Raw genomic sequence first — 23,133 nt, forward strand, 5'->3', positions numbered from 1 at the left:
GAATTGATTTTAAAATTTACCTAAAAATAGGTTTTTATAACTTACCAACGGAATGTATTATTACCTCGGTATTTTCAACAACAATAATTAAAGAGTCACCCGCTTTACACTAAATGCAGGCAAAACTATTAAGGTACAAATTAATGTAAAAGTGATCCCTATAGCCAATAAAAGCCCCATACTGGCAATTCCCTGATGATTGGTAAATGCCAGGCTGGTAAAACTTAACAGTGTTGTTAAAGAACTAAAAAACACCCCTCGTGCGGTACTGGTTTGTAGTAAGTGTTGATTAGCCCCCAGGCCTTCATGCAGACGATGCATAATATGAATACCACTATCCACACCCATGCCCATTAATAAAGGCAGAGCAATAATATTGGCAAAATTGAAGGGGTTTTGTAACAGCACATTAGTTGCTACAGTCAGCAGTCCAGCAAGCAATAAAGGCCAAATCACTAGCAATGTATTACGCAAACTTTTCAAAATAATGAATAAAACTAGAAAAATAACCAGTATTGCTGTGGTAAATGACTGAATAAAGACTTCGGCTATCACATCACCCGCAGCCAAATCAGAAACAGGTAGCCCGGTTACAGAGTCGTCTACACTCTGTACTTCGGTAGCAAAAGCTTTCAGGTTTTCAGCCTTATTAAGATCGTATCTAGGGTCAATGATAATTTTATAAATACCCGATGGACTAACCCAGTTATTACTTATATAGTCTGGAATATCAGCCAAACCAAACTGATATGCCTGTAAACCTATATTTAATTGCTGCATGGTATAAGGAAATAATCCTAAAACACTATTATCAAACTGCTGATATTTAGTTGCAGATAATTCCGAGGCATCAGCAAAAACTATAAAGTCAGTAATGTGCTGGTGCAATTTTTCTAATAACTCTGGCGTAGCCTTGCTTGTAGGGTTCGCTAAGGCGATATTGATTTTCGTCTGTAATTTTAGCAAAGCTTTACGAGAATCTGCCGCTTCTAATGGGCGATCAAAGCTATTTAAGTCTGTCCCCATAACCAGACTTAAGTCCTCGATGATGGCCAGTTTTTCATCTTGATCTTTTGCGACAAAACTTTCTAAGGTTATAGTTTTATTGACTGTCTCCAAACCCTGCATTTCACTGGCTAATTTTTCTGCATTTTCCAGGGAATCACTTAAGCCTATAAGCACAAATGGAGACCGGGTTTTCGACTGTAACAAGTCTTTGAACGCAACTACAGATTCACTATTAGGATCCCTAAGGTTAACCGGATTTGAGTCGAGATAAACATAATGCAGTGAAAATGAAGCTGCAATAGCAAGCAAAATGGAGGTATAGCGAATAGCTCTCGCATAGCGAAACGGAAAAGTACATATCCAGTTGGGGAGACGAGTTACCTGTTGCTGCGGTAGTTTTTTTATGGAAAATACTTTCAGTAAAGCGGGCAGTAACGTTAAAGAAACGAACAAGCCTATAAACATGCCGCCGCCAGATATTAGACCTAACTCGGAAACCCCTGCATAATCAGTAGGAATAAAGGCAAAAAAGCCAATTGATGTAGTAAGAGCACATAAGAACAGGGAAAAACCAAGATTGATAACGCTCTTTTCTATCGCATCCTCGCTAGACATGTGGTGTTCCCAGCATTCACGGAAGGCTAAACAGATATGAATGGCAAAATCGACCCCCAAGCCTATATAGAGTATCGCAAATGCGACAGATAATACATTAAGATGGCCGACTGCAACTGTTGCAAACCCCGCTGTCAGAATAAGCCCCATAATCAAGACTATCAATGTACTAAGCACCAGTTTAACTGATCGTAAGGCAATGAATAGCACAACTATCACTAACGCTAATGCCAACAGGCCAGAGTAAACAGTATCTTCTGCAAGGACTCGCATTTCATCTTCTTCCAGCGCTTTTTTCCCCGTAATGCGAATACTGACTTGCGGGTCTTGTGCCTGGATCTCTCGCGCTATTTCACGCGCAAAATTCAATGACTGTTCAACTGGCTTCATACTATTAAAATCAGCGATAGGTCTTGCGCTGACTATACTGCGTAATGCATTTCTATCGCTAGCTTGATTCAATGCCAGTAGCTTCTGCCATGAAAGCGAATAAGGTTTATCTAGCGGCAATGCAACTAAAGACTCGTCTATACCTTCCAGCAGAGGGTTTAGATTCATCGGCAAATCATTATTTGTATTGTCTAATGCCTTACCCAATATTTCGAGTAAACCCTGAAGATGATAGTTTTGTGATAAATATCCTATAAAAGGCTGTGCATCGATTAATTTAGCTGATAAGTCTCCAAGTTTTTCGGGTGACAGATAGAGCAAACCCTGTTGCTCTAAGAAAGCATTATCATCAGGAATATAAACATATTCAAAAAGCTCTTTATTTGCAGTTATACGTTTTGCCAATATATTTGCAGCTATGCTCGTCTGTTCCGCTGTGGGTGCTTCCACGACAAATACGATGGTCGCAGCATCCTGCGGGAAGGCATTTTCCCAGCGAATTCGATTTTTCTGAAAAGGTAAATCCTGAGATAATAAGGTTGATGTATCAGTATTGACGCCCAAATTATTGATGGTGTAATACAGACTGGCCGTACATAAAAAGACAAAAAATACAATAAACAGCCATGCAAAGCGAAGCACACGAGTACTCCACCAGTAAAAAAATTTATCCATCAGGAATGCAGAACGATTACTCATATACGTTTTTACTAGGGTAGCCTGAAATTACAATTACTCATTGATTGAGCAATATTATACGGCTAAAAATATTTATCTGCGCAGCACAAATAAAATAACCAGGCATATTCTTGTGATAATTTGGGCAAGAGAAGTGAAATTCTAATAACTGCATCAACTAATGTCATACATAGACATTAATGAGTCAGTCTTAATCAGGGTATTCGAAATCTTTATAGATTTTTCTATCCTTCATTTTATAGTTTTCACAATTTCTCGAGTGCAATAACTTTAGAGACTGTGAAAGTATTATGCGTAGGTTGGGGTGAAGCATGAACCCCAACACTGATGCTAGATAAGCTATTGATTGTTAGAGGTCGCAATCTCACCCCAACCTTGTATATTAAACATATCTCTTAAACACAAGATTATTTAACACAAAACAATTATAGTAATAACTGATTTTCTGGGGAAGCCGGCCCAACCTTAAGCTTTGAGCTTGCTCGTAGATTGGCTCCCCACCCTCGTCATCCATGCCGTGGAGTATCTGATACCTGTAAGCTATGCTTCTGAGTCTGCATTCACAAGGACGGTAGGTGAAGTGTCAGGGTTGGGAAACCAGTGATCATTATAATACTTAATATGGGATAAAAAATGAATACTGTCGGAATTGATGTGAGTTGCAAGGAATTAGTTGTTGTCGTCATGGTTAATGGTAAGGCACGTAAAGCGAAATCCTTTGATAATACCCCTTTAGGTCATCAATCAATTATTCAGTCTTTAACAAAACTTAAAGGAGAAACAAAGGTTTGCATCGAGGCAACAGGCATCTATCATTTTGATTTAGCTGTCGCTCTTAGTCGAGCAGACGGTATTAAAGTGATGGTGATTAACCCCAAAGCCGCACACAACTTTGCTAAAGCCTTAATGACGCGCAGCAAAACCGATGCGATTGATGTAGAGAATTTAGCGATTTATGCTGAAAGAATGCCTTTTGAAGCCTGGGAGCGTCCAGCCGATGAATGTATTAGCTTAAGAGCGACTGCGCGTCGTATTGCCGCCTTAAGTAAGCAAAAAACACAAACTAAAAACCAGCTTCATGCTTTGGAATCAACAGTGGAAACACCCGTGCTGGTGATTGAACAGACAGAGCAGTTGATTGATATTTTAGACGCACAAATTAAAACCTTGCGCGACAGTGCACTTAATATCATTCATCAAAATGAAGATCTGAAGCAGGCTCATTCATTAATCACCGGCATCAAAGGGATTGCACAAGCCTCAGCGGTACAAATACTGAGTGAACTGATGATCTTGCCTAAGGATATGACTGCGCGGCAGTGGGTTGCTCATGCAGGGTTGGATCCAAGGATATTTGATTCAGGTAGTAGCGTATCTAAAAAGCCACGCATTAGCAAAGTGGGTAATAAATATATTCGTCAGGCCTTGTATATGCCAGCTTTGGTTGCCAGCCGATTCGAGCCGAATATTCAAGGCTATTATCATCACTTGATTGAGGATAATGGCTTAAAGAAAGTACAAGCGGTCTGTGCTGTGATGCGTAAATTATTACACGCCATCCATGGCATGTTACGTACTAACAAAAAATTCGATGGGGCTCGTTTTTATACGTTACCTATCACTATAAATGCATAAAAATATAAATTTTTATGCATTCACGCTTGCGTTTTAATAGAGTATCTACGGAACCTGTCCTTTTAGGTATGTTATTGAATACTTTCATAGTCTCTTTAGCTATTGCTAACTCCATACAAAACTGAAGTTTTTTACCTTTGATTTAAATAAACAGGGGCAAGTGAAAGCTACTTTCAGGTAAAAATAAATGATGCCAAAGATCCGCTAGTTATGCTACACATAGCAGATTCTGTATAGATTTATCGGCAAGGTGCTGAATGATTTCTTCATTTGTATACCCGTAATCTTCAATTGTATACTCATGTACACTCTGATATGACTTTGCTGCGATACAATCAAGCACTAATCTTGCCTTATATTCAGCATTTAGTGGCATGCCAAAATGCTGATAAATAGATACCACAGTTTTTTCGGGATTAATCACCAGATCATCGTATTCAATATCAATCGAATTTTCAGGCGTAAAATTTTGCCTGTTATTGATTATTCCCTGATGATTAGTTCTCACCATCTCTATCACACTCATACTTTCGTATTTTCTTTGGTAGCAAGCTGGTGAATGGAATGACCAGGGTTTAGAAAACACACTCAAAGAGGATGCAACGGACCTGAGTATGTCACTTTGAATATGAATAACACGCATATCAGGAAAAGCTTCCTGATAGATACCTAGCCTGCCACCTGCAACCGCATTTTTAGCAAGAAAGGTGTTACCACCCGTTGCATAGACATGACGTTGAACAGATAAGCGAAAGTTTTTAATCAGGCATTTTCTCGCTTTAACAGGCAGATTATCCAGCGAAAAAACATCATCTACCTCATGCAGGTAAGGAAAAAAAAGAATAAGACCGGGTGCTAAAAACGAACTGACAAATAAAAACTCATCTTCTTCAGAAAAACGCAGTCCTGCCTTGTGCAAACCATCCCAGCCTTTGAAAAAATGCCTGTCAACTGCATCAACTATTTGTGAAATGGGGGCCCCTATTTTTTTATCTAATGCACTGATAAACCCTACTAACTTATACAAAGTTATTGAATTTAATAGCGATTGCCATAAGGACAAGTAGGTGTATTGTTTATCTTTTTCTAGCATTCGATGTAAAAATGTCGAACCACTACGAGGATTACTTAAGATAAATAAAGGCTGCTTAATCTCTATACGCCAAAATCCGGGAAAAAGAAAAAAGTCCAGTATCTGAAAAAATACTACGATTAAGCGAAAACACAAAATTGCGGGGATAATGATGAAACCAACAAAAAATACAAATTTTGGTCTAAAATACCGCGGAGTAAACATACGCATCATTAACTTCAGGAAAATGGGCCAATAAAGAAAATACATCGGAGTAGCACCTCTTGTGAATATTTACTTCTTCTGACTGTCAATGATTGAATTGCTTTTCAGGTTAGTGTAGCAAGAAGTTATGTGACTGAAACAGACCACTTTCGTGGTAATGAAAATAGCACAAAAGCCTGTTAGCAAAAATTTTACGATAAATTAGCTAAAGCTGCTTTTGCTTTAGCTTTATGCTTAGCTTTAATTTTAAATGACGTATTTTTAGGATCTAATGTTGCGCCTATGGCCTTATTAAGATAACTTACGGCCTGATCGCCCTTACCCTGCTCTAACAAGAATTCTGCATAAAAGTAATTGCTTGTAACTCCATCAGGGTTGACTTTTAAAGCTTTCAAAAGATAGGTTTCAGCTGCGTCATTATCCCCAAATGCGACCGGCCACCCTGGGACTTTATAGTACAGAATTCCCATCGTAACTAGAGCCGAACCTTCACGCGCCTCCGGGTCAATATCTATTGCCCTGGCTAATAATTCTTTTGCCTGTTTCACTAAACCAAGTGCTACAAAACTGGAGGCATCTTCAGCCATAGTCAATAAAATAGCTGACTTCAAGATAAGTGGATCAGCCTGACTAGGAAAGGCAACGACCACATCGCTAATATCTTCTGCTAGTTGCAAAAACATATTTTGCTTTTCAGGTGTAGACTCTGCTTCACTAGTATTAATCCAGTTCGCTTCAATTTTTGACACACTATCCTGCATAGTGTCAGCGTAAACACCCTGTGTAAAAAGTAGCAAAAAAACAACAAAAATTAATTTTTTCATGTTTGAAGTATAGTAGTCAGAGCCAAAAAATTCAAGTTTAATCGTTTATAATGGTAAAATGTTATCATAAAAAAACACATATCCTACTGATAAATATATACATTAATACATATACCACAACCATAAAATTGTTTATATGTGCTAATTACATCACATTTTGTTGCGCTTGTTGTATAATTACAACGACTAATAATGTAACTATATATTCTCTAATAAAATCGGGGCGCTAAACCAAGCCAACATGTCGCAAAATAAATCAAGCTGGAACCTCTGGAAACTTTTAACTAAACATGGCCGCCAAGTGTGGGCATTTAAAAGTGATTCGCAAAATATTGACGATCATTTAAAGAATGCAGATAACTATTCTGAGCAGGAATCACACAATTTTTGCAAAGACTTCGCGTTCGATCGCCAGCATAACCCGTCATCAGCTGATCAAGTTTTTAGGCAACAGGCAATACGTGACAATGCCGCTACCTTTTCTGCACAGAAACCACCAGCAGAATCCCCTGAAGAACAAGAATTAATAGATAGCCTGATTAAAGGAATGCACTACTTTAGTCAATTGCAAAGCGAGGATGGGCACTGGCCTGGCGACTATGGTGGCCCTCTATTTTTGCTACCTGGCTTGTTAATAGCCTCTTATATTTCAGCAACGCCCTTCCCTAAGCCCCATCAGGAAATGATGAAAATATACCTATTTAACCATCAGCATACAGATGGCGGATGGGGTATGCATATTGAAGGACAACCCACTATGTTTGGAACGGTGATGCAATATGTTTCACTGCGCTTACTGGGTGTCGATAAAGACGATACAAGGTTAATTAATGCCAGCACATGGATTAAAGCAAATGGTGGGGCAACTGGTATTCCTTCATGGGGGAAGTTTTATCTGGCCCTGCTAAATTTATATGACTGGAATGGCTTTAATAGTTTATTCCCGGAAATGTGGTTATTTCCCAAGTGGTTACCAGTGCATCCTTCACGATACTGGTGTCATACCCGCATGGTCTATTTACCGATGGCTTATTGCCAGGCTCATCATATACAAGTACCAGAGAATGATTTAATACTGTCCTTAAGAAAAGAAATCTACAATGAAGATTTTAAATCAATCGACTGGGCAAAACAGAGAAACAGAGTTTGTGACAAGGATTGCTACACAATTCAATCGCCTGTTTTAAAATGGATGAATCTTTTCACTAACGGCTATGAAAAATTCAGGCCTCAGTGGTTAAGAACAAAAGCAAGTGACTACCTTATAAAATATATTAATGCAGAAGATGCACAGACAGAATATCTGAATATAGGTCCCGTTAGTAAAGCCATTAACTCGATCTGTGTCTGGCATGCTTATGGCAAAGATTCTGAAAAATTTAAAAAACATGTTGCCCGTTGGTATGACTATTTATGGATCGCTGAAGATGGCATGAAAATGAGCGGCTATAATGGTTCACAATTATGGGATGTTGCTTTTACAACACGCGCGATGCTGGAAAGTGACTTAGGCCAATTATTTCCTGAGACCATCAAGAAAAGCTATCAATTTATTGATGATATGCAGGTTAAAAAGGAGCACGAGACACATAAAGAGTTTTTCCGTCATCCTATGATAGGTAGCTGGCCATTTTCCACTGCCGAACAAGCCTGGCCAGTCTCTGATTGCACTGCTGAAGGTTTAAGTGCCACCTTGGCTATTCATAAAACTGGGATACTTAAACAAGGTATTAGCGATGCACGCATAAAACAAGCTGTCGATATTATCTTGTCTTTTCAAAATAAAGACGGTGGCTGGCCTACTTACGAATTAAGTCGCGCGCCCAAATGGCTAGAAAAACTGAATCCATCTGAAGTTTTTGCTGACATTATGATTGATTATTCATGGACTGAATGTAGCTCAGCCTGCATCATTGCACTACTTGAAATTCTAGAGTGCTATCCGGATTATAAGAGCCAGGAAATACGCAAGGCAATTACGAGAGGTTTACAGTTTGTTGTTAAACAACAAAAACAGGATGGCTCCTGGTATGGCGGCTGGGCAGTATGTTTCACCTATGCTACCTGGTTTGCATTAGAAGCTCTGGTGCAGGGCAAAGACTATATCGACACCGATCTAAGATCAGAACGCATCAATAAGGCCTGTGATTTTTTGATCAGCAAACAAATGCCTGACGGCGGATGGGGAGAAACTTATGAGTCGTGCGCGAATAAGGTTTATACACAAGCAAAAACATCACAAGTTATAAATACAGCCTGGGCATTACTGGCATTACAGGTCGCAAACTCAGAGGAAAAAGAAGTTATTCAACGCGGCATTAACTTACTATTACAGAGACAATTAGACAACGGCGATTGGGCACAGGAAAATATATCGGGTGTTTTTAACTATAACTGCATGATTACCTATAGCTCATACCGAAACATTTTCCCTATATGGGCCTTAAACCGCTTCTATCAACATAAAGGCTATTAAAGTTTAGTTGTTCGTATTAAAATTAAATAGTTAAAGCCCATTAAAGAGATTCCATATGAATACATCTCCTGAACATAATGATTTATTTGATATTTGCATAGTCGGTGTCGGCATGGCTGGCGCGACAATTGCAGCCTATCTCGCCCCTAGAGGCCTCAAAATTGCGCTTATTGATAGAGAGTATACGGAAAAAAGGCGTATTGTAGGCGAACTATTACAGCCTGGTGCAGTACAAACTCTAAAAAAAATGGGATTAGAACACTTACTCGAAGGTTTTGATGCGCAGCCGATTTACGGATACGCCTTATTTAATAATGACAAGGAGTTCTCTATATCTTATAACTCCGATGATTCCACTGAATATCATGGAGTTGGGTTACATAACGGGCGCTTTTTACAAAAAATCCGTGAAGATGTATTCAAGAATGAAACTGTCACCCAGATTCATGGCACTGTATCCGAGCTTATTGAAGACAAAAAAGGCGTGGTTAAGGGGGTAACATACCGTGAAAAGCACACTAGAGAATACAAAACAGTCAAGGCAAAACTTACAGTCACTAGCGACGGTTTTTTCTCCAATTTCCGTAAAGATTTAAGCAATAATGTCAAAACAGTTACTTCGTTTTTTATTGGCCTGGTTTTAAACGACTGCAATCTTCCGTTCCCTAACCATGGCCATGTCTTTTTATCTGCACCTACACCCTTTATTTGCTATCCGATTTCTAGCACTGAAACTCGACTGCTGATTGACTACCCTGGGGACAAAGCACCTAAAAAAGACGAAATTCGAGAACATATTTTAAATAAAGTTGCTCCATTTTTACCTGAAGAGTTCAAAGAGTGCTTTGCCAATGCTATGGAAGATGATGACTTTAAAGTCATGCCTAACCACTACATGCCCGCTAAACCGGTGCTAAAAGAAGGCGCTGTGCTCTTAGGTGATGCACTTAACATGCGTCATCCTCTGACAGGCGGCGGTTTAACCGCAGTGTTTAATGACGTCTACTTACTCAGCACTCATTTGCTCGCAATGCCTGATTTTAACGACCCAAAATTGTTACACGAAAAACTGGAGCTTTATTATCAGGATCGTTATCACGCAAATACCAATGTCAATATCATGGCAAATGCACTATATGGCGTCATGTCTAATGACCTGCTTAAACAGGGTGTATTTGAGTATTTGCGTAAAGGTGGCGACAACTCAGGTGGCCCTATCACTCTATTAGCCGGCCTTAACAGAAACCCGACGTTACTAATCAAGCACTTTTTTAGTGTCGCATTTCTGTGTATCTGTAATCTATCAGGGAATAACAAAATGAATTTTACGAATGTTTTTCGTGTAATGAAAGATGCTTTTTGTATTATTAAACCACTTGCTGTTAATGAATTACGCCCTAGCTCATTTTATAAAAAGAATATCCAACTCTAATGCAACGACTAAAAGATAAAATTCGCGATATTCCTGACTTCCCCAAACCAGGAATTATATTTAAAGACATAACCCCACTAGCAAAAGATCCTGCCGCCTTACGGCTGGCAGTACACTATCTTGTACAGCCATTTCTTGGCAGAGATATTACAGCGGTTGCAGGCATGGAAGCGAGAGGCTTTATTTTCGGCTCTCTGGTTGCATGGGAACTTAATCTCCCGTTTATTCCGTTAAGAAAACCCGGAAAACTGCCATATGATGCGCAAAGCATTTCCTATGATCTGGAATACGGCTCAGCAAGCTTAGAAATTCATACTGACGCCCTAAATGCAAATGATCGAGTACTGTTAATAGATGATTTACTGGCAACAGGTGGCACTGCTAAAGCCAGCTGCGAATTGATAGAACAGCTAGGTGCTACAGTAGAAGCGCTTGGTTTTGTTATCGAATTAGATTTTATCAATGGTAGAAAACAGCTGGAAGATTACGAAATACATGCATTACTGCATTACTAAACAAAGCACAATAATTAATGCCTGAATTACCTGAAGTTGAGACGACCTTACGTGGTATCAGCCCACATATTAAAAATCAAATAGTACGCAAAGTGATTATACGCCAGCCTAAATTACGCTGGCCCATTCCCAAAGAACTGCCACAGTTAATTGAGCAACAAACACTATTAAACCTTAGCCGCAGAGCAAAATACCTGTTATTCGACTTTGACGCAGGCACTTTGTTAATCCACCTGGGCATGTCAGGTAGCCTTCGGGTTATGACTGAAAATGAACCACCCGCTAAACATGACCATTTCGAAATCGTCTTCGAGCATAATACAAGTATTCGTCTAACAGATCCACGACGTTTTGGTACTGTCTTATGGCTAGGAAAAGACCCCTATCAGCATGGCTTGCTAAGAAAACTGGGACCCGAACCATTAAGTGATCAATTAACGGGACTCTATCTCTACGAACAATCAAGACATAAAAAAGTCAGTATCAAACAATTTCTAATGAACCAAAACATTGTCACCGGTATTGGTAATATTTATTGTACAGAAGTGCTGTTTTACACTGGAATAAGCCCTGTTCGCGCAGCAGGCAATATTTCCTTAAGGCGCTATATTACCCTTGTTACCCAGATAAAAAAGACACTTAGTCTGGCTATCGAGCAAGGTGGCACGACACTACGTGATTTTGTTGGAAGCGATGGCAAGCCCGGTTATTTCAAACAAGAACTTAGCGCCTATGGCCGTTCCGGCTTGCCATGTAAATACTGTCAACAAACTCTGACCGACATAAAACAAGCCCAACGAACGACAGTGTATTGCACTCACTGCCAGACGTAATTCACGGCAAACACACCTCCCTCCCCTAACATCATGACTGAAGAAGATTTAAGTAAAGAAAAAGTAAACCTGGAAACCTCAAAAATTGCCTGGATTGAATTACAGCGCGTTTTTGCCAGTGGCTTGGCTGTTAATATCGCTCCAGAACTGGATCTGATAGATGTAGCCGATGCTTTTTCCAAAGACAATAAATTACTGGTTGAAAACTGGATGAAAAATCAGCAAGTACACCTTGTAACTGACCAACAAGCCGCATTATGGATTAAGAATGATGCAATGATGTGGGCCGTTGTGATAAAACCCTGGGTACTTGTTCAGGCAATTGAAGACTAATGTCCATAAATTGAAAGACCTGAATTTGGAAGGCAAGAGTAGATTCCATAAGAACAAAGCTGGAAACTGGCCTGCCAGAAACAGAAAAGGGTCATCTATTAAATAGAAGACCCTTTCTTTTGTTTGGCGTCCCCAGGGGGGTTCGAACCCCCGTTACCGCCGTGAAAGGGCGGTGTCCTAGGCCTCTAGACGATGGGGACTAAGACTTTATTGAAAGCACATATAACGCGCACTCTTCCCGAATTACATAAAATAGCTTTTACAAGCCTGAAACTCAATTCCTGTGAGTTTTGTATTGGCGTCCCCAGGGGGGTTCGAACCCCCGTTACCGCCGTGAAAGGGCGGTGTCCTAGGCCTCTAGACGATGGGGACTAAGAACTTTTTCATACCAAGTTATGGTGGAGCCAGGCGGGATCGAACCGCCGACCTCAACACTGCCAGTGTTGCGCTCTCCCAATTGAGCTATGGCCCCTTAGTTGAGTCCAATAATTATACATCATAATAATTTTCTGTCTAGCTTTTATTTTCTTTGATGTAATTAATTGCATTTTCCAAACGCCTCAAGGTTTTATCTCTACCTAATAAACTTAAAGTAACATCAATAGAGGGTGACATACCTGTACCACAAACTGCAACACGTAAAGGCTGTGCAATTTTGCCCAACTTTAATTCTAATTTTTCAGCAATCTGCAAAACAATATCATGCAAAATGTCGCCCTGCCATTCTGTCACTGCCATAAAAGCATCAAGTAAATCCTGCAGAATCTTGTCCGTTCCTTGCTTGAAATTTTTCTTGGCAGCCTTCTCATCGTATTCGCTAAAATCCTGATAAAAATATATGCTGGCATTGGCCATTTCGACCAATGTTTTGCATCGTTCACGCTGTGCTTTAACAATATCAATCAAGGCTGGACCTTGTGAAGGAACATCAATGCCACGTTGCTGCATATGCCATTCAAGGTGCCTGGCAATTAATTCAGGTTCTGAGTTCATGATATATTGATGATTAAGCCATATCAGTTTTTCAGTATTAAAAGCTGAAGCTGAAACATTAACCTTGCTTATATCAAATAATTTGATCATTTGTTCGCGAGTAAATATCTCCTGATCACCATATGACCAGCCTAGTCTGACTAAATAGTTCAATAAGGCTTCAGGTAAAAAACCATCATCTCGATATTGCATAACACCGACTGCACCGTGACGTTTTGATAACCTGGCGCCATCATCACCTAAAATCATAGGAAGATGTGCATAATAAGGTAAATCAGCACTTAGAGCCTTTAAAATATTAATTTGCCTAGGTGTATTATTAACATGGTCGTCACCTCGAATCACATGGGTAATCCCCATATCCATGTCGTCGACAACAACTGTTAAATTATAAGTTGGGCTTCCATCAGTTCGTGCAATAATCAAGTCATCTAATTCTTTATTGGCAACAGTAATTTTACCTTTAACCAAATCATCAAAAACAACGTCACCTTCGTCAGGATTACGAAAGCGAATAACCCGATTCATCCCCTCCCGACCTTCAGTATTTTCACGACATTTACCGTTATAACGTGGTTTTTCTTTATTCACCATTTGCTGTTCACGCAGCCCATCTAACTCTTCCCTTGAACAATAACAGTAGTAAGCGTCCCCCTGATCCAGTAACTGCTGGATAATTTCCCCATAACGATCAAACCGCTTAGTCTGGTAGTAAGGCCCCTCATCATAATCGAGTCCTAGCCATTGCATTCCCTCAAGAATGGCATCAACTGACTCCTGTGTGGAACGCTCTAAATCGGTATCTTCGATACGCAGAACAAAGGTGCCATTATTTTGTTTTGCATGTAACCAGGAAAAGAGAGCTGTGCGCGCTCCACCTAAATGTAGATAACCTGTTGGACTGGGGGCAAATCGTGTTTTTATTGTCATGGGTTTATTTCTGTTTTAAAAATCGTTTTGAATATTCTACCGGAATTTGTTTTGAAGCTCTTATACGCATGGATTTATAATTAAATGCGATACCGCCTTTGGCTACATTATTTCTGCCTAGAATAGCTAACGCCGTACCATGCTGTTGAGCTGCAGCCTTTTCATACCACTGAGTTGCCGTGTTAACGTCTCGCTTTACTCCCAAACCACGGTCATAAAGTGCAGCCATAAACACTTCAGCTTCCACCAGGCCTTGATTTGCTGCTTTTAACATCCAATTTGCCGATTTCTGCGGATCTTTCGTCACCCCATTTCGACCTAGTTGATATATAGCACCCATCTGGGCTTGCGCTAAAGCATTGCCCAGCTCCGCTTGTTGTTGAATTTCTGCAAATGTATTCGCGAAACTATTCATACTAAACATCATAAAATAGCTCAAAATCATTGTTTGTATTACTTTCATTTACGCCTCTTTTAGTAAAATTTCTTGCATATCTATTATTTCATGCTTAACTTATACATTGAAAGTGTTAAAATATTATTTACACCCATTACACCTACTTTTTCCGGAGAGAAAACATGCTAAAGAAGATAATCATTCCCGCAGTTTCAATTTCAGGCCTTGTCCTGTTATCGGGCTGTGCCAATACACCAACATCGTATCCAAATTTTACTGCTGCGCCTGTTGCTCAAAGCACTTCAACAACGCAGTTTAAACAAAAAACGGATACCATTTTTGTTGTATTAGATGCGTCCTCATCAACTAATACCACTTATGATGGCAATGACTCAGGCGCATCAAAACTGGATGTTGAAAAACAAACACTGTACCGATTTAATAAAACCATCCCAGCAAATATTCCACTTACTACCGGACTAGAAAGCTTTGGCTCTGGCCATTGTCTAGATTGGGGTTTTACCAAACTTGACCAGGACATCACCAGACATTCAGACAAAAAATTTCAAGCCGGTTTAGATCAAGTAGAGTGTGCCAGCGGGGGTACTCCACTGGATAAAGGCATAGCTGATTCAGCGATTGAACTTGACAAAGCGCAAGGTAACATTGCCCTATTAATTCTCAGTGACGGACAACAAGCCCCTTCTGATACGATAGCAGAAGCTCAAGCACTAAAAAGTAAACTTGGCGAGCGCCTATGTATCTACACAGTTTGGGTAGGTAACAGCGACAACACATCTGGACAGGTTGTACTACAAAATTTATCCAATATGTCTAACTGTGGCAAGAGCGTCAATGTAGCTGACATATCTTCTAGTACATCTATGGCTAGATTTGTAGAAGACATGTTATATACAAAAGTAGCGGCTGGTTGTAGCGATATTGATGGCGATGGCGTTTGCGATCCAAATGACAAATGTCCAGACACACCAGCCGGAGTAAAAGTTAATTCGCAAGGCTGTTGGTCTTATAATAATATAAATTTCGGATTTGACTCATCAAAAATTACTTCTGCTTCTGAACATATACTTGACAATGCAGTTGTCGTTTTAAAAAGAAACCCAAGCATGACTGTACGGCTTGATGGCCATACGGATAGTATAGGTACTCAAGCCTATAATATGGGTCTTTCAGTACGCAGAGCTCAAGCAGTTAAAAGTCACTTAATAGCAAAGGGTATAGCTGCTAGACGTTTAACTATTAAAGGTTTTGGTAAATCAAACCCTATCGCATCAAATAATACTGAAGCTGGCCGCGCAGAAAACCGTCGCGTAGATTTCAAGATTACTGCTCGATAAAACAAAATCCCCCCCAACACCACTTGCTTAAAGTATTGATGGGGGGGGGGACGCGTTCTGAATGTTGTGTTGTGGGTTTAGCAATTAAACTAAGTCCACAACACAAAAACAAACTTTAAAAACCTATTTTAAAATGCACTCCAAGGCCATCAGCTGCCATATTCAGGCATTTCAAAGTGAGCCTCTAATTCAATATTAGAAGCTATCCTCTCCTGACACAAACTACCTCATAAAAATTCATGTGTATCTGTGGCTCGAACATTAGATAACTATTAAGCCCGATCTATCCAAAACTCAGCCTTACTTCTTTAACTTCCTTTTTCAAATCACTATCCAGATCTACTGCCTGCAAATCTTTAGTAACAAAAGCATCACTCGCATTTTCATTTTTCTCAGGATCGAGGCTATCATCATCGCCGATCAGATATGAAACACTTGTAACGATCAGGCTACTACCTTATTACACCGGTTTTCTTTCTACCATCGTTAACTACTAATTCACACTTATAACCTTAACACCGCCCATATAGGGCTGTAGTACTTCAGGAATAATAATATTTCCTTCTGCTGTTTGATAATTTTCCATAATAGCCACTAGTGTACGCCCAGCAGCCAAACCCGAACCATTGATCGTGTGAACTAATTCAGGCTTAGCAGCTTCAGGGTTACGCCAGCGCGCTTTTAGACGACGCGCCTGGAAATCCTTAAAATTACTACATGATGAAATTTCTCTATAAGTCTCCTGCCCAGGCAACCAGACTTCCAAATCATAGGTTTTAGCCGATGAAAAGCCGGTATCACCTGAACATAATAAAACCTTACGATAAGCTAAATTTAATTTTTTTAGGATATTTTCAGCATGACTAGTCAATTCTTCATGCGCCTTTTCTGATTCACTCGCTTTTACAATCTGTACTAATTCAACTTTTTCAAATTGATGCTGACGAATCAAGCCACGTACATCTTTGCCATACGCACCTGCCTCACTGCGGAAACATGGCGTATGACAGACCATTCTGACTGGCATGTCAGCATTATCAACAATTTCATTACGCACAATATTGGTAACAGGCACTTCTGCTGTCGGGATTAAATATAAATCAGGGTTTTCACTGACTTTAAACAAATCATCGGCAAATTTTGGCAACTGCCCTGTACCATATAGACTATCGGCATTAACAATATAGGGCACATAGGTTTCAGAATAACCATGCTCATCCGAATGCGTATCAAGCATAAATTGAATAATCGCTCTTTGTAAGCGGGCAATATTGCCCTTTAATGCAACAAAACGAGCGCTGGTAATTTTTGCACCTACCTCAAAATCCATTCCTTTATGTAAAGCCCCAGGTCAACGTGATCTTTAACCTCAAAGTCAAATTCAGGCACAATTCCCCACCGGCTAATCTCTACATTATCGTCTTCATCATTACCTGCCGGGACAGATGCATCCAGTATATTAGGTAAACTTTCCATCAGATTCTGCATTTGCAACTGGATACCAGAAAGCTCTGTTTCTGCTGCTTTCAGTTGATCACCTAGACCTTGTACTTGATCTAAAAGTGGTTGAACATCTTCACCTTTTGCTTTTGCCTTGCCTATTGATTTGGAACTTAAATTACGCTCATTTTGTAATTCCTGGGTTTTTACCTGTATCGCTTTTCGTCTATTTTCTAAATCAGAATAAAAATCCGCATCAAAATCTATTGCACGTCGTTTTAATTGTGTTTGTACAAATTCAAGATCTGATCTAAATAAATGAGGGTCTAACATGTTAACAATATACCTTTAAGTAATGTAGTTGAGATTGTTTATAGTACTTTAAATATGAGCCATAGCAGACCAGCTAATAATATGTTTAAGGTCTAACTTGGCTTTAAGCACTGTAATGGCTTTTTCTACCTTTTCTGGCTGATCATGGAATTCTATTATAATGGGCAATTCTAACGACAAACTAAGTATTGTCGAGGTATGTAATTCTCCTGTCGAACCAATACCTGCAATGCCACGAATCACGCTGACACCAACAATTTTCTCTTGGTGTAATATTTCTAGTGTATGATTTAAATGATCATGACCTTCCAGAGTATAAACACGAGCGATAGTGACCGGTCTTTGACTCATAATTGCTTACCTACTAATAAACTTACCCATAAAGATAATAAACAAACCAAGGTATTAATTAAAAATACACCTAGCATCAAATTTAAATGGGTTTTTATAGAGAAACCACTTTCAATCAGATATAGAATTAAATACAAACCTGACAAAGTAATAAATATACCGACTAAAATTACCGCCAAAGCAACTTTATATTCTTCGATGATATCTACTTTCTGCATCAACGCGGTCGCAATCAGGCCAACCATAAAAACACCTATCGCATTCACCACCATTAATGCATAAGGCAGTGCCCATCCTACTCCCCGTGCAACGCCACCTGAATACATAAGCAGCGTTCTAGCGAGTAGCAGTCCAATCCAGACAGCAAATAGGCAGGCACAAACGCTGACCATTATATTTAACAGAGCCTTGGTTATATTACCTTGCTCAAGCAAATAAATTGTTTCCAGTGAAAAAGTTGAAAACGTGGTAAATGCACCTAAAAAACCAACTAAAATCGCAGCCCGATATTCGAGACTCACTGCAATACGCTGTAAAATCAAGGCTTCAGTCAGAAGACCGATAAAAAATGAGCCAATAATATTCACAGCCAGAGTGCCATAAGGAAATCCCCTCCCCATCCACTGATATACACCGGAAGAGACCAGGAAACGAAGGACAGCACCACCTGCACCACCCAAAGCAACTGCAATAAGTGAGTTCATATTGAAATGGTTTTAAATTTTAATAAAATGTTCACGGTAATACTTTAATTCGTCAATCGACTCAAGCACATCGTCTAGTGCCTGGTGAGTTTCTTTTTTCTGCACACCATCAAAAATAGCAGGCGCCCAACGCCGCGCTAATTCTTTAATAGTAGAAACATCTATATTGCGATAATGAAAGTACCGCTCCAGTTCAGTCATATAGCGATACAAAAACCGTCTGTCCTGACCAATACTATTACCACACATCGGTGATTCACCCGCACCGACCCATTGCTGTATAAATTCTAGTGTCTGCTGCATCGCTTCGGCTTCACTCACGCATGAGGCTTTTACTCGCTCGATCAATCCGGATTTACCATGATGCTCCTGATTCCAGTCATCCATTGCGGCAAGTGCCTTATCACTCTGGTGCACTGCTAGAACAGGTCCTGTTGCCAAAACGTTTAAATATTTATCTGTGACTACCGTAGCTATCTCAATAATCAAATCATTATCCGGATCCAGACCCGTCATTTCCAGATCGAGCCAGATCAGGTTTTCTTGTTGCTGTGCCATTTATTTATCCATAAAAAATAGAAATATGTGCTAAATTGTAGCATTGGCTAATCTGTATAGCCATAGTACAGGATAGTGGGACTCACTCCCGGCCCACATTACGCCAGAGATCAGGAATTTTAACAAAATTATCCTTATTAATTTAAAATATAAAATAGATTTTTTCAGCAAGCTGAAGAGCATTCTTAATTAAACCACCTAATTTATACAAGCATACTAGCAATGAATACTTTTACTTATATCTTCTTAATCGCACTGGTCTTGTCTTACTCAGTGCAATTCTGGCTATCCAGACGTCAATCAACCTATGTACTTAAACATCGCACACAAGTTCCTGCTGCTTTTACTGAGTCAATTACTCTGGAAGCACATCAAAAAGCAGCAGATTACACTGTTGAAAAAGGCAAGCTTGGTGATATAGACAGTGTTGTAGGTATTATCTTTCTCTTGTTATTAACGCTAGGCGGAGGCATAAATCTGGTATTTGAATTCTGGGCTGACTTCCAGCTTTCGCCTATCATGGCAGGCATCGCCTCATTAGGCTCGATTTTCTTAATCATGTCCTTATTTGAGCTGCCAACGACTCTTTATCTAACTTTTGTTATTGAAGAAAAGTATGGTTTTAACAAAAGTACTGTTAGCCAGTTTGTTAAAGATCAGCTTATGCAATTTGTACTGGTTGCTATTATTGGGCTACCTTTGCTGGCACTTATTCTCTGGGTTATGCAAGCACTAGGAAACACATGGTGGATCTGGACCTGGGCGATTTTAATCAGTTTTTCATTACTTTTAAGCTGGCTGTACCCTACACTTATAGCGCCTTTATTCAATAAATTCACACCTCTGGAAGATGGGGCTTTAAAAGACCGTATTAATCAACTATTAGACCGCTGTGGTTTTAGTAGTAATGGTATTTTTATTATGGATGGATCAAAGCGCTCTGGCCACGGCAATGCTTACTTCACAGGCATGGGTAGCAATAAACGTATCGTATTCTTTGATACTTTAGCTGAATCTCTTGATGATGATGAAATGGAAGCTGTATTAGCACATGAACTAGGTCATTTTAAACGCAAACATGTCATTAAAATGTTAGTCGCCAGCTCTATCATGAGCCTGATAAGCCTGGGCATTTTAGGCTGGCTGATCACCGAAAGCTGGTTCTTTACTGGATTGGGCGTTGATGTACCTTCTAATGCAGCTGCCTTATTGCTGTTTATGTTAGTTTCACCTGTATTCACGACTTTTATGACGCCTATCAGTGCTTATTTTCAACGTAAGTTTGAATTCGAAGCTGACGATTTTGCTGCTGAACATGCGCAGGCCAGTAAATTAATCAGCGGACTGGTAAAACTTTATAAAGAAAATGCCAGCACCTTAACCCCTGATCCTTTATTTTCTGCCTTCCATTATAGTCACCCCCCTGCTGCTATACGTATAGCGCACCTGGAACCTAAACTATAAAATTAAGCACTGGGCATACTGAGTTTTCACGAAAAAAGACTTGAGTGTTCAGTGCTAAATAATTAAATGGCTAAATCTTTTATACTTGTTTACTTAGGGATATGCATCAAATAGCTTTGGCAACCCGTTTTTTTGAGCACTCACTGGACACCTGCAGTATGCAGGCATGCTGACGCGACTCCTTTAAGAGGAAATAATTATTTCATGCATATTTCTTAGTATCTCACACCCAGCTGCATCTATGCGCAGTGGAAAAAACCAAAAATTCTTATATAATTTATGACTGACCTGCATGATGGACTCGTTATCTCCCACCTCGGTAAAGGTATTGCTGTTGAAGTTGATGGTCATATTATCCTTTGCCAGACCAGACGTAAAATAGCAACAGTTGCTGCCGGTGATAAAGTCAAAATAAGGATTGTTGCACAAGACCAGGGATGTATTGAAGAACTTCTACCACGCCATTCATTGCTGGAGCGACCCAGTAAAGGCGCAAAAACACGTCCGGTAGCCGCTAATATTGATCAGATTTTTGTGGTCTTTGCCACCGAACCATTTTGTGATTTTTTACTAATAGATCAATACCTTGCTATTTGTGAAAATCGCAACATCAATGCACTTTTAATCTACAATAAATCGGATTTAGCAACTGCTTGTAATATTGAGCAGGAGCTTGAAACCTATCAAAGTCTTGGCTATACCCTGTTTCGAGTGAGTGCAAAGAAAAATAGTGGGATTGACGAACTTAAACAGGCGTTAAGTCATAAAATCAGTATTTTTACCGGACAATCAGGCGTTGGTAAATCGTCTTTAACCAATGCCCTGATTCCAGATAAAGAACTAAAAACCAATACTGTCTCTGCAATAACCAAGCACGGCAGACACACGACAACGGCAGCTACGCTTTATCACTTGCCCGCAGGCGGAGATTTAATAGACAGCCCGGGAGTTGCTATTTTTGGCCTGGCTGGACTCTCAGAAAATCAACTGGCTCATGGCTATCGAGAATTTCAGCCTTATATAGACAAATGCCAATTCAACGATTGCAGGCACTTAAAAGACAAAGGCTGTGCTATACAAAAAGCGGTGAAAGATGGTTTCATCTCACAGTCTCGCTATCAGCGATTTGTAAAATTGCGCGAGAAAATGCCCACTGATTAAGATAGTTCCTTTCTCTATTTAGTGCCTGCCCGGTTAGTATTGAATACGCTTGCAACGAGGAGATGCTCGCGAACTAAAGTCCACTTTACAGATATTAACCCGCTGGCCAGCTCATTTGCCTGCCACCTAATAAATGCAGGTGTAAGTGATATACCTCCTGCCCACCGGCACTATTACAATTAATAACCGTCCTATAGCCAGTTTCCGCAATACCCTCCGCATCAGCAATCTGCGCTACGCTTTGTAATAAATGTCCTGCCAGCTGCTTATCATGTAAATCATTTAAGGTTGCGACATGTTGTTTGGGAATCACTAAAATATGCGTTGGCGCTTTCGGGTGTATATCTCTGAAAGCGAGTATCTGCTCATCCTCATAGACAATATCCGGTTGAATTTCTTTTGCCACCATTTTACAAAATAAACAATCACTCATGATTCTCTCCTATTCAATATTGCGTCGCCCACTGAACGCATGGGCCAGAGTAGTGCTATCAATAAATTCTAACTCACCACCAACCGGCACACCATGAGCAATGCGACTTACCTTAACCTTATAAGGTAACGCTAATTGCGCAATGTAATGTGCTGTCGCCTCACCTTCAACGGTGGAGTTTGTCGCGAGAATAAGTTCCGTTATTTGACTACTTTCTAATTGCTGCTCTAATTTATCGAGGCCTATTTCATCTGGTCCTATGCCATCTAATGGCGATAAACGTCCATTTAAAACAAAGAAAACACCTGTATAGTTTGTTGCCTGATTAATCAGCCAGACATCGGCAGGACTTTCCACCACACATATTACCTGCGGATCGCGCTTTGAACTTGCGCAGAGATCGCATAATTCATGCTCGCACAGGGTGCGACATTTTTTGCACAAACCTAGCCTATCAACCGCCATTTGCAATGCTTTAGCCAGATTTTCAGCACCGCCTCTGTCGCGTTGAAATAAATGTAAGGCTATGCGTTGTGCAGACTTTGGCCCCACACCAGGCATACAACATAAGGCATCAATAACTTCTGCGAGCAATTCTTGTTTTGGCATGTTTAAAATGGCATTTTAAACCCGGGAGGCAGAGGAATACCGGCAGTGACATCACCCATTTTTTCCTTTTTAAGCTTAGCCACTTTATGTACCGCATCATTAATAGCAGCGGCTACCAAATCTTCCAGCATTTCCTTATCATCACCCACTAAAGTATCATCAATAGACACCTTGCGCACTTCTCTTTTTCCAGTCATCAGAATACTGACCAAGCCACCGCCCGCTTCACCTGTGACCTCTAATGCCTCAAGTTCAGCCTGTGCTTTTTGCATGTCTTCCTGCATTTTTTGAGCCTGCTGCATGATATTACCAAGCGCACCCTTCATAATTATTTCTCCCCGTTAG

General features: G+C 40.0%; 20 protein-coding genes, 3 tRNA genes and 1 pseudogene. 9 read left to right on the forward strand and 15 right to left on the reverse strand.

Features of this window, described 5'->3' with window-relative positions; genetic code table 11:
* Positions 1–87: 87 nt before the first annotated feature.
* Positions 88–2,712 carry an MMPL family transporter gene (locus tag AU255_RS16575; protein WP_080524009.1) on the reverse strand — a complete coding sequence of 875 codons (2,625 nt, stop codon included), beginning with the start codon at positions 2,710–2,712 and terminating at the stop codon, positions 88–90.
* A gap of 633 nt (positions 2,713–3,345) precedes the next feature.
* On the opposite strand from AU255_RS16575, the gene AU255_RS16580 reads away from it, so the two are divergent.
* Complete coding sequence (locus tag AU255_RS16580; protein WP_080524010.1) at positions 3,346–4,347, forward strand: IS110 family RNA-guided transposase; 1,002 nt, start codon at positions 3,346–3,348, stop codon at positions 4,345–4,347.
* Positions 4,348–4,555: 208 nt separating this feature from the next.
* Here the strand turns inward: AU255_RS16580 and AU255_RS16585 are convergent, their stop codons facing one another.
* Both AU255_RS16585 and AU255_RS16590 read right to left on the reverse strand, forming a co-directional pair.
* The gene (locus AU255_RS16585) at positions 4,556–5,689 is read right to left on the reverse strand and encodes a sulfotransferase (protein WP_080524011.1); all 1,134 of its coding nucleotides are present in this window, start codon (positions 5,687–5,689) and stop codon (positions 4,556–4,558) included.
* A gap of 146 nt (positions 5,690–5,835) precedes the next feature.
* Positions 5,836–6,393: a tetratricopeptide repeat protein gene (locus AU255_RS16590; RefSeq protein WP_158083159.1), complete on the reverse strand. Its 558-nt coding sequence runs from the start codon at positions 6,391–6,393 to the stop codon at positions 5,836–5,838.
* A gap of 316 nt (positions 6,394–6,709) precedes the next feature.
* Here AU255_RS16590 and AU255_RS16595 point away from each other — a divergent pair, with 316 nt between their 5' ends.
* Genes AU255_RS16595 through AU255_RS16615 form a run of 5 tightly spaced genes read left to right on the forward strand, consistent with a single transcriptional unit; the run spans position 6,710 to position 12,057 of the window.
* A complete protein-coding gene (locus AU255_RS16595) occupies positions 6,710–8,944 on the forward strand; it encodes a terpene cyclase/mutase family protein (RefSeq protein ID WP_080524013.1) in 2,235 nt (744 codons plus the stop codon).
* A gap of 55 nt (positions 8,945–8,999) precedes the next feature.
* Positions 9,000–10,376, forward strand: coding sequence for an FAD-dependent monooxygenase (locus tag AU255_RS16600; RefSeq protein ID WP_080524014.1), 1,377 nt, complete (start codon positions 9,000–9,002; stop codon positions 10,374–10,376).
* Positions 10,376–10,891, forward strand: a complete 516-nt coding sequence (locus AU255_RS16605; protein WP_080524015.1) for an adenine phosphoribosyltransferase — start codon at positions 10,376–10,378, stop codon at positions 10,889–10,891. The genes AU255_RS16600 and AU255_RS16605 overlap by 1 nt, the downstream gene beginning before the upstream one ends.
* A 17-nt stretch (positions 10,892–10,908) precedes the next feature.
* Positions 10,909–11,724, forward strand: a complete 816-nt coding sequence (mutM, locus tag AU255_RS16610) for a bifunctional DNA-formamidopyrimidine glycosylase/DNA-(apurinic or apyrimidinic site) lyase (protein WP_080524016.1) — start codon at positions 10,909–10,911, stop codon at positions 11,722–11,724.
* Between the two features lie 33 nt (positions 11,725–11,757).
* Positions 11,758–12,057: a DUF2288 domain-containing protein gene (locus AU255_RS16615; RefSeq protein ID WP_080524017.1), complete on the forward strand. Its 300-nt coding sequence runs from the start codon at positions 11,758–11,760 to the stop codon at positions 12,055–12,057.
* A 124-nt stretch (positions 12,058–12,181) separates the two neighbouring features.
* Here the strand turns inward: AU255_RS16615 and AU255_RS16620 are convergent.
* From AU255_RS16620 to AU255_RS16640, 5 genes are all read right to left on the reverse strand, one after another.
* A tRNA-Glu gene (locus tag AU255_RS16620) sits at positions 12,182–12,257 on the reverse strand.
* A gap of 96 nt (positions 12,258–12,353) precedes the next feature.
* Positions 12,354–12,429, reverse strand: a tRNA-Glu gene (locus AU255_RS16625).
* 24 nt (positions 12,430–12,453) lie between these two features.
* Positions 12,454–12,529 (reverse strand) — tRNA-Ala (locus tag AU255_RS16630).
* A gap of 41 nt (positions 12,530–12,570) precedes the next feature.
* Positions 12,571–13,980, reverse strand: a complete 1,410-nt coding sequence (gltX, locus tag AU255_RS16635; protein ID WP_080524018.1) for a glutamate--tRNA ligase — start codon at positions 13,978–13,980, stop codon at positions 12,571–12,573.
* A gap of 4 nt (positions 13,981–13,984) precedes the next feature.
* Positions 13,985–14,443, reverse strand: a complete 459-nt coding sequence (locus tag AU255_RS16640) for a tetratricopeptide repeat protein (protein WP_233144715.1) — start codon at positions 14,441–14,443, stop codon at positions 13,985–13,987.
* Positions 14,444–14,559: 116 nt separating this feature from the next.
* On the opposite strand from AU255_RS16640, the gene AU255_RS16645 reads away from it, so the two are divergent.
* Positions 14,560–15,735, forward strand: a complete 1,176-nt coding sequence (locus AU255_RS16645) for an OmpA family protein (RefSeq protein ID WP_080524019.1) — start codon at positions 14,560–14,562, stop codon at positions 15,733–15,735.
* 493 nt (positions 15,736–16,228) lie between these two features.
* On the opposite strand, the pseudogene serS reads toward AU255_RS16645, so the two are convergent.
* The 4 genes and pseudogenes from serS to orn all read right to left on the reverse strand — a co-directional run bounded on the left by serS (position 16,229) and on the right by orn (position 19,121).
* Positions 16,229–17,508: pseudogene (gene serS, locus AU255_RS16650) on the reverse strand (serine--tRNA ligase).
* A 48-nt stretch (positions 17,509–17,556) separates the two neighbouring features.
* Positions 17,557–17,859 (reverse strand): DUF190 domain-containing protein, encoded by a 303-nt coding sequence (locus tag AU255_RS16655; protein WP_080524020.1) that lies wholly within the window; start codon positions 17,857–17,859, stop codon positions 17,557–17,559.
* The gene (gene crcB, locus AU255_RS16660; protein ID WP_080524021.1) at positions 17,856–18,563 is read right to left on the reverse strand and encodes a fluoride efflux transporter CrcB; all 708 of its coding nucleotides are present in this window, start codon (positions 18,561–18,563) and stop codon (positions 17,856–17,858) included. The genes AU255_RS16655 and crcB overlap by 4 nt, the downstream gene beginning before the upstream one ends.
* A 12-nt stretch (positions 18,564–18,575) precedes the next feature.
* Positions 18,576–19,121, reverse strand: a complete 546-nt coding sequence (gene orn / locus AU255_RS16665; RefSeq protein WP_080524022.1) for an oligoribonuclease — start codon at positions 19,119–19,121, stop codon at positions 18,576–18,578.
* Positions 19,122–19,343: 222 nt separating this feature from the next.
* Here orn and AU255_RS16670 point away from each other — a divergent pair, with 222 nt between their 5' ends.
* Together AU255_RS16670 and rsgA are read left to right on the forward strand one after the other, a co-directional pair.
* A complete protein-coding gene (locus AU255_RS16670; RefSeq protein WP_080524023.1) occupies positions 19,344–20,585 on the forward strand; it encodes a M48 family metallopeptidase in 1,242 nt (413 codons plus the stop codon).
* A gap of 279 nt (positions 20,586–20,864) precedes the next feature.
* Positions 20,865–21,746: a ribosome small subunit-dependent GTPase A gene (gene rsgA, locus AU255_RS16675; protein ID WP_080524024.1), complete on the forward strand. Its 882-nt coding sequence runs from the start codon at positions 20,865–20,867 to the stop codon at positions 21,744–21,746.
* A 94-nt stretch (positions 21,747–21,840) separates the two neighbouring features.
* Here the strand turns inward: rsgA and AU255_RS16680 are convergent, their stop codons facing one another.
* Genes AU255_RS16680 through AU255_RS16690 form a run of 3 tightly spaced genes read right to left on the reverse strand, consistent with a single transcriptional unit; the run spans position 21,841 to position 23,114 of the window.
* Positions 21,841–22,179: a histidine triad nucleotide-binding protein gene (locus AU255_RS16680; RefSeq protein ID WP_080524025.1), complete on the reverse strand. Its 339-nt coding sequence runs from the start codon at positions 22,177–22,179 to the stop codon at positions 21,841–21,843.
* 9 nt (positions 22,180–22,188) lie between these two features.
* Positions 22,189–22,788 carry a recombination mediator RecR gene (gene recR, locus AU255_RS16685; RefSeq protein WP_080524026.1) on the reverse strand — a complete coding sequence of 200 codons (600 nt, stop codon included), beginning with the start codon at positions 22,786–22,788 and terminating at the stop codon, positions 22,189–22,191.
* Between the two features lie 2 nt (positions 22,789–22,790).
* Entirely contained in the window at positions 22,791–23,114 is a 324-nt protein-coding gene (locus AU255_RS16690) for a YbaB/EbfC family nucleoid-associated protein (protein WP_080524027.1), read from the reverse strand.
* Positions 23,115–23,133 lie beyond the last annotated feature (19 nt).

Source organism: Methyloprofundus sedimenti, assembly GCF_002072955.1.
Lineage (GTDB): Bacteria > Pseudomonadota > Gammaproteobacteria > Methylococcales > Methylomonadaceae > Methyloprofundus > Methyloprofundus sedimenti.

Bases quoted from the DNA above. Each gene is read 5' to 3' on its own strand.
- AU255_RS16575 (WP_080524009.1), bottom strand. From the start codon at position 2,712: ATGAGTAATCGTTCTGCATTCCTGATGGATAAATTTTTTTACTGGTGG.
- AU255_RS16580 (WP_080524010.1), top strand. From the start codon at position 3,346: ATGAATACTGTCGGAATTGATGTGAGTTGCAAGGAATTAGTTGTTGTC.
- AU255_RS16585 (WP_080524011.1), bottom strand. From the start codon at position 5,689: ATGTATTTTCTTTATTGGCCCATTTTCCTGAAGTTAATGATGCGTATG.
- AU255_RS16595 (WP_080524013.1), top strand. From the start codon at position 6,710: ATGTCGCAAAATAAATCAAGCTGGAACCTCTGGAAACTTTTAACTAAA.
- AU255_RS16600 (WP_080524014.1), top strand. From the start codon at position 9,000: ATGAATACATCTCCTGAACATAATGATTTATTTGATATTTGCATAGTC.
- AU255_RS16605 (WP_080524015.1), top strand. From the start codon at position 10,376: ATGCAACGACTAAAAGATAAAATTCGCGATATTCCTGACTTCCCCAAA.
- mutM (WP_080524016.1), top strand. From the start codon at position 10,909: ATGCCTGAATTACCTGAAGTTGAGACGACCTTACGTGGTATCAGCCCA.
- AU255_RS16615 (WP_080524017.1), top strand. From the start codon at position 11,758: ATGACTGAAGAAGATTTAAGTAAAGAAAAAGTAAACCTGGAAACCTCA.
- gltX (WP_080524018.1), bottom strand. From the start codon at position 13,980: ATGACAATAAAAACACGATTTGCCCCCAGTCCAACAGGTTATCTACAT.
- AU255_RS16640 (WP_233144715.1), bottom strand. From the start codon at position 14,443: ATGAAAGTAATACAAACAATGATTTTGAGCTATTTTATGATGTTTAGT.
- AU255_RS16645 (WP_080524019.1), top strand. From the start codon at position 14,560: ATGCTAAAGAAGATAATCATTCCCGCAGTTTCAATTTCAGGCCTTGTC.
- AU255_RS16655 (WP_080524020.1), bottom strand. From the start codon at position 17,859: ATGAGTCAAAGACCGGTCACTATCGCTCGTGTTTATACTCTGGAAGGT.
- crcB (WP_080524021.1), bottom strand. From the start codon at position 18,563: ATGAACTCACTTATTGCAGTTGCTTTGGGTGGTGCAGGTGGTGCTGTC.
- orn (WP_080524022.1), bottom strand. From the start codon at position 19,121: ATGGCACAGCAACAAGAAAACCTGATCTGGCTCGATCTGGAAATGACG.
- AU255_RS16670 (WP_080524023.1), top strand. From the start codon at position 19,344: ATGAATACTTTTACTTATATCTTCTTAATCGCACTGGTCTTGTCTTAC.
- rsgA (WP_080524024.1), top strand. From the start codon at position 20,865: ATGACTGACCTGCATGATGGACTCGTTATCTCCCACCTCGGTAAAGGT.
- AU255_RS16680 (WP_080524025.1), bottom strand. From the start codon at position 22,179: ATGAGTGATTGTTTATTTTGTAAAATGGTGGCAAAAGAAATTCAACCG.
- recR (WP_080524026.1), bottom strand. From the start codon at position 22,788: ATGCCAAAACAAGAATTGCTCGCAGAAGTTATTGATGCCTTATGTTGT.
- AU255_RS16690 (WP_080524027.1), bottom strand. From the start codon at position 23,114: ATGAAGGGTGCGCTTGGTAATATCATGCAGCAGGCTCAAAAAATGCAG.